Source organism: Achromobacter sp. 1014246743 (assembly GCF_059760725.1).
Map to the genome: position 1 here is coordinate 1 of NZ_JCBANA010000025.1, position 12,675 is coordinate 12,675.

Consider the following 12,675-nt stretch of genomic DNA (forward strand, 5'->3'; position numbering starts at 1 on the left):
CGGCGGCGCCTCGGCGGCGCCGCCGGCCGGCAACTGCTCCGTGCCAAAGCCCAGGATCTGCACGCTGAAGATCGACGGCTGGTTATGCCGTGCCGCCGCCCGGTCGCGCTGCATCACGTCCTGCGCCGCGGACGACGCCGAGGTCGCCGCCGCGCTGGCGCTGGTCAACGCGTTGGTGTTGACCGACACCGTCACCGGAATGCCCTTGCTGTCGCCCTGCACCTGGATGTTGGCGGCATTGACCACATGCAGCGCCGCCACGTTGACGTTGCCCGACACGCGGATGCCGGCCTCGCCCGCATCGATGGTGCCCAGGGGAGCGATCAGGTCCACGTCGCCCGCCGGCACTTCGGGAATCGGCGCCAGCGTGCCGATGCCCGCGCCGGCGGACGGCACGGTCGGCGACAGCGTGACGTTGCCGAAGGCGTCGTACACGCGCCGCGGCGGCGTATACAGCACCGTCGTCTTGGCGCCCCGGCCCGCGTTGATGTCGCCTTCGGCCGACCAGGCCTGGATGTGTCCGCCGAACGTGGTCATGATGCGGCTCTGGCCCAGCAGCAGGCTGCCTTGCGCATACAGCTGGATGTTGCCCTGCCCTTGCGTCACCACGCCCGCGCTGGCCGGCGGCGCCACGCCTTCCACGCCCAGCACCTGCCGGCCGCCCGGCGTGAGCAGCTGGATGTTGCCGCCGAAGTTGCTGCGCAGCCCGGCGCCGCCATACATCGTGAAGCTGCCGTCGTAGCGCAGCGGCGTGCCCGCGGCGTCGACGTCGGGGAACAGCGCTGCGATGGCGCGGCGACCACGCAGATAGCTGCCAAAGCGCGGGCCGCCATCGTCGTTGTACTCGCGTCCGCCTTCCTTCAGTTCGGCAAAGAACAGCTGGCGCGCGTAGATGCCCAGTTCGGCCGGGGCCAGCGCCGCCAGGGCCGCGCCCGCACCCGCCTCATCCCCCTGGTAGCCATGGTGCTTGCGCAGCCAGTTGACCAGGTAGACGCCGCTGTCCTGCTCGAAGTCGTTCTTCAGGTCGCGGCGGGCCGTGCTCGTGTCGGCATCGCGCAGCGCCTGCTGTCGCGCCAGCTCGGCCGGCGCCCCGGCGTCATCGCCGGCATAGCCGAACTCGGCCGCCAGCCAGCCGCGCAGCGTCATCTCGCCGCCATAGGCCTGCACGACCTTGCCCGGGTGGCTGCCCAGCCCTTCGCCGGCTTGCAGCCCGCGCGCGCCGTCCAGGTAACGCGCCAGGAACGCCGCGTAGTCCGGGCCTGCCGCGCCCACGCCGGCCAGCACGGCCAGGTCGGCACCGGCGCGGGTATCGCCGCGCACGACGGCGCCCAGGCTGCGCACGCTGGCCACGTCTTCCTGGCGCAGTTGGCGGGCGGCCTGCATCAACAGCGTGCCGGGCCCCGCCACCTGCGCATTGGCGTAGACGATGTCGCGGCCCGCCTCGATCAGCGAAAAATCGCGGGCGTTGTTGTGCAAGGCGGTGACGTCCAGCCCCAGGATGTCGCGGCCCGCCCGCACCGAGACGGGCACCGCGGCCTCGTACCAGGTGTCGACGCTGCGCACACCGGCCATCCCGCCAAATTTCACCACCGCGCCGCTCTTCAAACCCACCACGTCGCCGGTCGCGGCATAGAAGCGGGCGACGGTCGCGTCCCCCGCGTGCAGCGCCCGGTCCAGCGGGGTGCCGGGCCCGAACGCAAAGAGCGGCTTGTAGTCCCATGCGAACGCCTGCAACACCCCTTGGGTACTGGTGTTGGTCACGATCAGATTGTTGTACAGGCCCGTGGTGAAGGCGCTGAAGGCCGGCCGCAACGGCGTGGGCAACGCCACATCGGCCGCCGACATCGACACCGTATGCGCGTCTGTGGCCAGAATGGACCGGCCCGCCAGCATGTCCAGCTGGCCGCCCGCCGACGGCGCCAGCAGCAGCACCGGATTGTTCTCGCCGGTGGCGTTGCTGGCCAGCACGATATTGCCGTTGGCGGCCACCGCCCGCAGGATCGACGGGTACACGAAATACCTGCGGCCCGTCCCATCGATCTGCGTGATTTCGGGCCGCACTTCGTCACCGGAAAAACGGGCATTGGTGACGGTCATCGGCGTGAGGTTGCCGCCCGCCGAAAACAGATTGATGGCCGTCGATGGCGTCCAGAGCGTGAACCAGCTTTCGCCGCCGCCCGTCGCGGGCTGCGCATCGCTGACCCGCTGGTACGGACTGGCATTGACCTGCCGGGTCCGCCCGGGGTCGCTGACGCCGCCCAGCACCAGGTCCGAGCGCGTGTCGATCCAGGCCACGGCATCGCCCAGCACCAGTCGCGGTCCGCCCATCGGCCGGCCGCCCGCCACCGCATACGGATCGGCGGCGCGCAGGCCGCCACCATCGCCGTAGTTCAGATCCATGCCGCCCATCTGGCCGGCGGACACGGCCAGCCGGCCGCGCAGGTTCGCCAGCACGCCGTTCAGGTCCAGGTGGTCGCTACCGCCGGTGTGCGGACCGGTCGCGTTCAGCTGGGTGGCGGCCAGCGACGGATTGATGCTGCCGCCAACGCGCAGGTCCAGATCGCCGCCGCCCGTCAGCACCAGGTTGCCATCGAGCACCCGGCCGGTGCTGCCGACCACGGCGGTCAGGCCTTGCGAACGCGGTTCCACGCCATTGACGTACCGAGCCGCATCGCCGCGGGCATCGCGGATCCCCGCGTCACGCCCGGCGGAAATGCTGAGGTTGCCGCCGCCCAGCGTGCCGAAGCCGGTAAAGCCAAGCAGCCGCGGCTCTTCATAGCCGCCGGCCACGGAAGCCTTCGTCGCATAGCTGCCGAAGTTGATCCACCAGCTGGGCGCGATGTCCGCCACGCCCGGCGTGCCCAGGCTGCCCTGGCGCCACAGCCACGCGCCGGTCAGCGTGTTGGCATAGCGTGCACGGGGCGACGAGCCTTCAAGCGGGATGCCTGCATCGGCGGCCGAACCCACTGCATCGCCGTAGACGTCGCGCCCGGCCTGCACCACCAGGTTGCCGCCCTGGTCGGGATACCAGGCCTGGTACACGGACAGGGCGGCGTCATACTTGCCGTCCAGCTGGATCAGCCCCAGCGTGCCGGTGTCCTTGTCGGCTCCGCGCGGCAGGTTGAACCGCGCATCGGCCGCGCCCAGCGACGATTGCGTGCCCGCCGTGTACACGCCGTACAACGACGTCATGCCGACGTCGCGCCCGGCCAGCAGCGACAGGTCGCCCGTGCCGGTGCGCAGCACGCTGAAGGCCGGCGAGCCAAAGCCATACTTGTATTCGCGGGTGACGATGGTTTCGCTCGTGCCGCCGCCCAGGCAATTGGTGGCATCGGCGCAGAATTCGTCTACGGTGATACCCAACTGGGCCACGAGCTGCTCGACCGGCTTGCCCACCCAGCTCAAGTCGCCCCACCAGTTCAAGGAACCGGTTTCCGACACCGTGCGCGGCGCGGGCGTGCAATAGTCGCCCCAGCCACACATCTCCTCCCATTCGAAGCCCCACTGTTCGGCCAATTCCTTGATGGGCTTGCCGACCAAAAGCGGGTCGCCGAACAGCTCTTCGGCGCCGGCCGGCGTCAACACCATCACGCCGACGAAGATCGTCTTGGTGGTCTGGGTCGCGCGGGCCGCCAGGCCGTAGTGCGTATCGGCCAGCACCAGGTCGCCCTTGCCCAGCACGTTGCGGGCGCGCACGTCGGCCGAGTCCAGGTCGGCGCCGGCCACCGCGGTCAGGCTCCAGGCGCTGGCGCCCGGACCCAGCATGGGCGCCAGCGCCCAGTTGCGGCCTTGCTTGCCATCCGGGCCCTTGGGCCGCAGATCCACCGGCTTGCCATCGAGCAGCACCACCTTGGTCTGGGACGGAATCAGCGCGCCCTGCGCCAGCACGATCTGCGTGCTGGCCACCAGTTCGGTCGGCAACGCCACGCCCTTGGGCCAGGTGAAGGCGCGCATCGACGCACTGCTGCGCAGCACGAAGCCGGCGCCCAGCATCGACCCCGCTTCAAGCTTGACCTCGCCCGCCAGCACCGTACCGGCGCGCAGCACGCTGCCGCTGGCGGTGGTGACATCGCCCGTCAGCACCAGGCCGGCGGGCAGCGACAACGCCGCGTTCAGCGTCATGGCGACCGGCAGCACCGTGCCCATCGGCAACGTGGCGGGACGCGCGGGCAAGTCGTAGTTCAGCGTGCGTCCCTCGGGGAACGAGGTGCCCGCTTCCAGCTTGACGCCGCCGATCGGCATCACCAGGTCGCCGCCGAACGGCGTCACGGCCTGCGAGCCGTAGCGGCCCTCGACCAACTGCCAGCCGGCGGCATCGTCCGGCGAATCCGGCGGTGGCGCAAAGCCGTCGTTGATGCTGCCGTAGATGTTCAGGTTGCCGCCCGCGCGCAACACCAGCACGCCCGGTTCGCCATAGCCGCGCCGAGCCGGCGTGATGCGGTCGACGTTCGGGCCGTAGCGATAGTTGGACAGGTCGATGTCGCCCACCACGCTCAGGTCGCCCTCCGGCGTGGCGCTGACCACCTCGACGCCGGGGCGCAGATGGTAATTGCCCAGGCCCGCCAGACGGGCGGACAACGCCGGATTGCCCAGCGCTGCGGTCATGAAGGCCTGGCTCTGGCTATCGATGCCGTCCAGGTAGGCCTGCGAGATCAGCTGCGGCACCTTGCCCGTCACGTCCGGCGCGCTCGCCAGCGGCGCATCGTTGTAGCGGCGGAAAGCATTCACCGCGACGGTCTTGGCCCCCAGGATGGCGGGCGTGCCCAGCACCGTCACGGCCACGTCGTTGGCGCCGTCGCCCGACCCGGCAAAGGCGCCCTGCCCGCTGCCGCCGCCCAGGCGGCGCGCGTTCAGGTCCAGCGTGCCGCGCGCCACGCCATCATGGTTCGGCGCGTCGGTGCCGGCGCGCAGGTCCACCGCCGCGCCGGTGCCCAGCACCAGCGTGCCCTCGCGGGACGTCAGGTCCACCATGGCGCGGTTGACGCTGTCGATGATCTTGCCGTAGCTGTCCACGCGCAGGCCGGTGCCGTGCGTGTCCAGCAGGCCGTTGATGACCAGGTCGCGCATGGCCGCCAGGCGGATGCTGCCCACCTGCGCGCCGCTGGCGTCGATGCGGCCGTTGACGGTCAGGCTGCCGCCGTCCAGCACCAGCTCGACCTGGCGGGCGCGCACCTCGTCGCCCACCACCAGGTCGCCGCGCTTGATCTGGAAACGGCGGGCGCCGAACACGCCACCTTCGGTCAGGCGCGCGTTCAGGTCGGCAAAATCCGCCACGGTCTGCGCGCGCAGCACGGCCTCGGCGCTTTCGTACGCCACCCGCGTGCCGCCCGCGTCATACAGGCCCGACGCCGTGCCGCGCAATGAGCCGCCCAGGTCCAGGCGGCCGGCGCCGTCGCCTAGCGCAATGGCCTGAATACGGCCTGCGCGGTTGTTGACCGCCGACACATCGATCAGGCCGCCACGCACCTGCGTGATGTTGCCCGCCGTGCTTTGCAGATCCACATCGCCGCCCCAGCTGTAGCGCAACTGGTCAAGCAGCCGCACCTCGCGGCCCGACACGTCCAGGCGCGCGCCCGCGCCCAGCGTGATATCGCCATCGGCCTTGACCGACAGCTTGCCCGACGGCAACGCCACCGTCGTATCCACGAAGACGCTGCGGCCGGCCAGGTTCAGCGTGGCGCCCAGCCCGTTGCGTGCGGCGGCGGCGGCCCCCGTGCCCGTGATGGCCAGCGCACCGCCCGCCTTGATCGCCGTCACCGACCCGGCCTCGCCGGTCAAGAGCGGCGTGCGGATCAGCAGATCGCCATCGCGATAGCGCCAGCCGTCTTGCGCCGTGTAGCCATCCGGCGCGTGATAGACCGACAGGCCGCCCTTGGCGCGGCCGGAGATCATCTGCGCGGCGTCCAGGGTCACCGACGAAAAGCCCAGCACCAGGCGCTCGGCCGGCACCAGGTCGTTCGGCAATTGATAGGGCGAAGATTCCAGCCGGATCACATCGGCCGCGATGTTCAGCGCGCCGCTGCCCAGGCTGTCCAGGATCGCGCCGCCCGGCGCCTGCGGTTTGTTGGCGCCGGCGCCGCTTGAACCGCCACGGTCGGCGGCCGTCGCCCCCGCCCACACGAATTCAGCGGCGGCAATCGTGGCGGTATCGCCCGCCGCGCCGTAGCCATAGATGGCCGGCGCGCCCAGCACCAGCCGCTGCAACGATCGCCCGCCCGCGCCGCGCGCGTCCAGCGAGACCGCGCCGTACACGTTGACCGATTCGCCCGCGTTGAGGATCAGGCTTTCCAGCGCCGGGGCTTCCAGCGCGGTGTTGCCGCGCAGCAGATTGCCCAGCACGTCCTGGTTCAGCGCCAGGCCCGGGGGCAGGCGGCCTGCCGCGCCGGCCTGTTGCAGGGCCTGGGCGCTGCCCAGGTTGACGGCCGACACGCTCAGCGCCAGATTGCGGGTGCCGTATTGCACCGTGTCGCGCCAGGTGAACGCGCCGCTGGTGGAGGCGCCGATCGATCCTTCCGACAGCAGGCGGGCAGGCCCCGAACAATCCGTGAGGCAGCCGCCCACATCGATGGCCGTGCCGCTGCCGTACTTGGGCACCAGCAGGTTCACCAGCCCGTTGGACAGGGCCAGCATGGCGCCGCTGGTCAAGTCGTAGTAAAGGCCCGTACGCGCATCCTGCGCCACGTCGCCGCGCCCCAGCGTGGAAAGCGTCGCCCCCTGCTCCACCAGGATGCCCCGGCCGCCATCGAGCGAGTACAGGAAGATCTCGGGCGCCCGCAACGCGGCGCCGCTACGCACGACCACCTGCTTTACGTTGCCCCCTACGCTGCGGGCGCCTGACGCATATTGGCCCCCGACGGTGCCGCCGATGAACATCGCGCCAGGCGACAAGGCGTTCAGGTCCGCGGCATGGATCGCCGCGGCCTTCGGGCCGAGCACAGGCGCCTGGCCAGCCGCCAGGATCTCCAGGCCGTCTGCCGGGCCGGTCACCGCCAGGCGGCCGGCGTAACTGCCGCTGCCCGCGGGCACGTCGAACCGCGCGGTTCCCTTGAACGACAGCGCCGGGGCATCGCCCATGCCGGCGCCTTGCGCCAGGTTCAGATGCAGCCCACGGGCATCCGTGGTCAGCATGCCGCGCGCAATGCCCTTGCGCGCCGCGTCGGCCAGCACGAAGGCGTTATAGGACGTCTCGTTGTACTGCGCATGGCGCCGCACCACGTCGGCCGGCGTGATCAACAGGCGCGTCGGCAGTGCGGCAAGCTGCCCGGTCCGGGCCGTGCCCAGGAACCCGCTGCCCACCCACGACCCGCCGCGCGTCGCCGCCGTCACCGACGCTTCATTGGCGCCCTGCGGGCCCAGCTCGACGCGGAAGGCGCCGGGCAGCAGCGCATACGTCGACGGCAGCAAGGTATAGGTGCCCGCCGGCAGGCCCGGCACGCCGGCCTGGACCGTGACCTGCCGCCCCACCGCGGGATTGCCCGCGCCGGCATCGGGTGCGACCGGCGCCTGGTTGCCGGCGAAACCCGGCACGATGGCATAGACCGCGTTGCCCGACCGGCTGAAGCCGAATCCCGGATTGGCGTCGGCCATGGCATAGCGCAGCACGTCGACCGAACCGCCGCGGCCACGCACGAATGCGCCGCCCGTCAGTTCGCCGCCGCCGGACAGATCCAGCACGGCGCCCGCGGCCACCTCGATCACGCTGCCCTGGATCTGGATCTTTTTGCCCAGTAAATCGTCGCTGCGGGTCGGATCCGGCGTGACGTCCTTGCCGGCATAGGCGTATTTCACGCCGTCCACCGTGCCGCCGTAGGGCATGAGCAGCCCGCCGCCGCTGATGGACGTGATGCTGCCCGGCAGGAACCGCACCGTGCTCGGCTTTTCGGAGCGGCTTTCAAAGGTGATGGCGCCCAACGGTGCGCGCAGCACGCCGCCCTGCTCGATCAGCGGCCCCGCCAGGGTGATCGCCCCGAATGCGGAATAGGGCATGGCCGGCGTCTGGCCGTCCGTGCGCCGCAACGTCAGCACGGCATCGTGGTTGTAGCTGGCGATGTCGCCGTTCGGTCCCTTGACGATGTAGTCGCCGACGGCGATGGTGCCGCCCGAACCGGTGACCGGGTAGATCTGTGCCGCGGTCAGCGTCAGGCGGCCGGGCGCGGCCAGCTTGTTGATCAGGCCGCGGTCGCCAAAGCCCGATGCGCCCATGCGCATGTCGCCCTGCACGTCGAACCGCACGTCGTCAAAGGTGATCAGGTCGCGCATGCCGCGCACATCCAGCAGGTCGGCTGCCACATTCAACCGGTGCCCTGCGTTCAGATACTTCAGCGGCGCGGACACCAGTTGCAGGAAGGCGTCGGCGCCGTCCAGCGGCCGGTAGCGCGCCTGGTTGAACAGCACATACGACGCGCTCAGGTTCACCCCACTGGCGCCAGGCGCCGTTTCCTGCAACGACAGCGCGCCCGACAGCCGCAGGCTCTGGCGCAAGGCCAGCGAGACGTTGCCATCGGCGCGCACATCGGCGTGCAGCGCCAGGTTGTCAAAACCGCCCGCCTCGATGCGATCCACGCCCAGACGGCCATAGCCATACGCCAACGCCGCACTGGCCTGGCCCGGCTTGAGGTCCGCGGCCAGCAGGCTTTCGCCCTGGCGTTGCGCCAGGATCAATTGGCGTTCCGCCTGCACCGCCAGTTCCGGCGACTGGTTGCGCATGTAGAACGCGCCGGCCAGCGACACGCCCAGGGTGCCGCCGGCCGCCTGGCTGGAACCGGCCGCCGCGCGCAGCCTGCCATCCAGGTGCAGGCCGTTGGCGGACGACAGTACGATCGTGCCGCCATCGGACCCCACGACAGTGGCGCCGCGGCCTGGCAGGTCCAGCACGGCCTGCGTGCCCGATGCGTCCAGCAGCGACCCCGGCCGCAGGATGATGTGCCGGTCGATGGGCCGGTTCAGCGTATCGACGTCGGCTTCCCAGTCGATCTTGCCGCCGATCTCGATCGACCCGCCCGCCTGCACCACGCCATAGCGCTGGCCCTTCGTGTCCACCGCCACATGGCTGCGACCGGCCACGTCCAGCACCGCCTGCTCGCCGATCCAGACCGAGCGCGGATTCGCCTTGGGCCCGTAGGGCTGCTCGCCGATGCGCGGCTCACCGATAGCGATGCGCCCGCCCCAGGCGTCCAGCCGGCCCAGCACCGTCAATTGGTCCGCGCCCTTGATCTGGATCGTGCGGCCAGGGTCCACGCTGACGCGTGCGCCCTCGCCCACCACGATCGGGCCGCCGACGGTGGCCCGGTCCGAATACAGCGCCAGGTCCGCGCCGCCGCGCTGCGTCAGGCGGCCGCGCAGCGGGTCTTCGGTGTACAGCGGCGGCGTCCACCGCGACAGCACCTCGCCCGGTTCGATGCCCGAACCCGGCGCCTGCGCGGTACTGCCCTGCAACCGCAGCACCGGCATGGTGACGTCGATCTGCGCGCCCTCGGCCACCGTCAGGCCGTCGTAACCGTTGATCTCGTATCTGCCGAACCCCGTGCGCAACAACGACGCATCCAGCCGCAGCGTGCCCTTTTCTTGAGGGTCCAGCGGGCCGCCGAGCACAATGCGCCCGCCGCTGGACACGGACAAGGTGCCGCCGCCCGTCACGCCATAGCCTCGCACGTCACCCTTCATCGACAGCAGGCCGCCGCTTGCCGCCATGCTGCTGGGCGCATAGGCGGCCAGCGTGACGCTGCCGCCCTGGCCGCCTTGCAGCTTGCCGTCGGCCAGCACCGAGGCGCCGGCCGACACGTCCAGCACGCTGCCCGCGTCCACGATCACATCGCCCGAACTGCGCAGCGCCACGCGCCCGCCATCACGCACCGGCAGTCCCGCCAGGCCCTCGGCATCGCGCAGCAGGTTGGCCCAGACGCCGCGGGCATCCAGCAGCACGCCCGACGCCACGTGCACCCGGGGCTTCTGATCGGCTTGGGGCGCCAGGCCCGCGTCTTCGATCCGCGCCGCCAGGAAACTCGGTTGCAGCAGGATGTTGCCGCCCTGGATCAGGCCACCACGGCTGACCAGATCGGCCTTGATGTCCACCTCGGGCGCATAGAGCGTGATTTCCCCGCCGTCGGCGCTGCGCAGCGCCGAATCGACCGTGATGGAGCGGCCCGCGGCGATGCGCACCCGGCCCAGCGAAAAGCCATTGAGCCGATCCGCGTCCAGGAACAACCTGCCCAGGTTTTCCTTGGGCAGCGCGGCCGCCAGGTCCAGCCCGTCGGCCACGCGCGGTCCGCCCGCGCCCACCGTCACCTCGGCCACGGTATCCGCCGTGGCGCCCAGCTGGTAGTACAGCTGCCTGGTGACGGGGTCGTAGTAGCGCACATCGTTGCCCACCACCAGCGCGGCGCCGCGCGCCACCGCGCGTTGCGACTGGCTGTAGCCGTCCAGGCCCGCCTGCGGCGCGCGGTCCTGCCGCACGCCTTGGTAGGTGTTGCTGACCAGGTCGCCTTCCAGCACGGCGCTGCGGGTCGAGATGACCAGCGCCCCCGCATCGCGTCCCACCGTGTAGCCATCTTCCTGGCGCGTGCGCGGCGCCAGCAGCGCGTTGTAGAAGCGGCGCGTGGCCTTGTCGCCCCATCGTTCGGAGCGCTGCTCGAAGCCGTTGTAGATGCCGGTGTACAGCAGGTCGGCCGGCGCCCGGTCGGCCGTGTACAGCCGGCCGTCCTGGCCGCGCAGCCAGGTCTGCTGCAAGGTGCCGGCCTGCACGTCCAGCGTGCCACCCGACAGGTTGATGGTCGAGCCGGCCTGCGTCACGACCTCGGCGCCTTCGAAGCGGACCTGTCCGCCCTGCGCCAGCCAGTGGCTGGCCGGCACCGCCAGCGTACCCAGGTAGCCGCCCACTTCCAGCAGGCCGCCGCCGCTGTACCAGCGGTCGCCCTCGTAGCCGCCGGTGCCGCCAGCCACGCGGAGCAGCGAGCGCCGGTCCAGCCATACGTCGTTGTTGTTCAACCGCGCATCGTCGCGGTTCAGCGGCGAATCACGCTGCTCGTTGCCTTGCAGGTTGATCTTGAGATTGTTCGACTCCATCGACACGGCCACGCCGATGGCGCCGGCCACGTCCAGCTGCGCGCCTTCACGCACCAGGCTGCGCCCGGCCGCCTTGACCGCGATCTGGCCGCCGGTGGCCAACGTCAACGAATCGCGCTGGAAATCCACCGTGCCGCCGCTGTCGATCTGCACCAGCGACAGGTCGCGCCGGTTGCGGTCGGTCTGCGCCAGCTTGCCGGTCGTGTCGACGCTGGATGGCATCAGGTTGTCGCGCTGGCCGTCCAGCGCGGTGGCGTTGTCCGCGTCCACCAGAATGGCGCTGACCGCGCCCGAACGCAGCGTCACCGCCGCCTTGGCGCCCACGCCATTGAGATGGATCGTGCCGCGCGAATCCACCGACGTGGACGCCGCCAGCACGCCGGCCTGGTCCACCGTGCGGGCCGCCAGCGTGATATCGCCCTGCGGCGACAGGATCAGGCCGCGGCTCGTCACCACGCCCTCGCCCGTCGGCGTGATTTCGTTGCCGCGCGTGGTCGACGCGGCGTTGCCCTCGGTGCCCTGGCCGCGCTTGATGATGAAGCTGTCGCCCGCCGCCAGCGCCGACTGTCCGCGAGCGGTCGTGAGGGTGCCGGCGTTGTCCACGTCGCGGCCCAGCAGCAGCACATAGCCGCCGGACTGCGTCACCGTGGCGGGCCGGTTGGTCTCGATGACCGCCCCCGGCCGCAACTCCACCTTGCCCAGCGCGTCCGTGAAGCTGGGCGTCTTGTCGTCCGGTCCGTACAGGCCGTTGTTCTCGAATTGCGTGTCGCTGATGCGCGCCGCCGCCGCCACCAGGTTGCGCACGTTCACTTGCGAGGTGCCGTCGAACACCACCCCGTTGCGATTGACCACCATGACCGTGCCGGCGGCCTTGATCTGCCCCTGGATCACCGACGGCCGCGCCTTGGGATCGTTGACGCGGTTGAGCACGGCCCAGGTCGATTCCTGCTGGAATTGCACTGTGGTGCGCTTGCCGACGTTGAAGGTCTCCCAGTTCAACACGGCCTTCGAGCCGGTCTGCTCGATCGCGATCCTGGTGCGGCCGTCTTCAACGGTCGCCACCGGCGCCCGGGCATTGCGCCAACCCGCCGTCAGCGGATTGGCATCCACCTTCAGGCCGCCTTCGACCAGGCCGTCCGGCACCGGCGCGCCCGACGCCAGCGCCGCGTCGCGCGCGGCACGCTGCGCCGCCTGCTGCGCGGCAATCGCCGCCGCCGTCGTGCCCAGGTTGCCCACCGACCGCTGCAACTGCTCGCGCGCCGCCTGCGCCTGGCGCGCACCGGTCAGCGAACTCACCGGCGCCCCGTTGGGCAGCCGGCCCGTCGTGATGGCCTGCGTCTGCGCCGCGTTCTTGGCCGCGAACCAGCCGCTGCTGAACGCCTGTTGCGCCGAGGCCGGCATGGCCACGCCCCCCGACACCAGCATCAGCGCCAGCGCGGCAGGCAGCGGCTTGAGCCGACCTCCCCGCGCGCCAGCCGCAACAAGGCGGGTCATAGGGAGTTTGCGAAGACGCGATGTCATAGCGGGCAATCCTGATCCGTGTAGCCAAGGGAGCGAGATCACGTCATCGGCGCGTTCGTGGCGCGTGATGGCGGCTCATACTCCAATGACGGA

At 70.9% G+C, this 12,675-nt stretch carries 1 protein-coding gene; it reads right to left on the minus strand.

The annotated features are described in order from the left end of the window. Positions 1-12,555, minus strand: a 12,555-nt coding sequence (locus AC6LJ2_RS12505; RefSeq protein WP_498151457.1) for a filamentous hemagglutinin family protein, incomplete at its 3' end; no start/stop codon positions are given. Between the last annotated feature and the right edge of the window lie 120 nt (positions 12,556-12,675).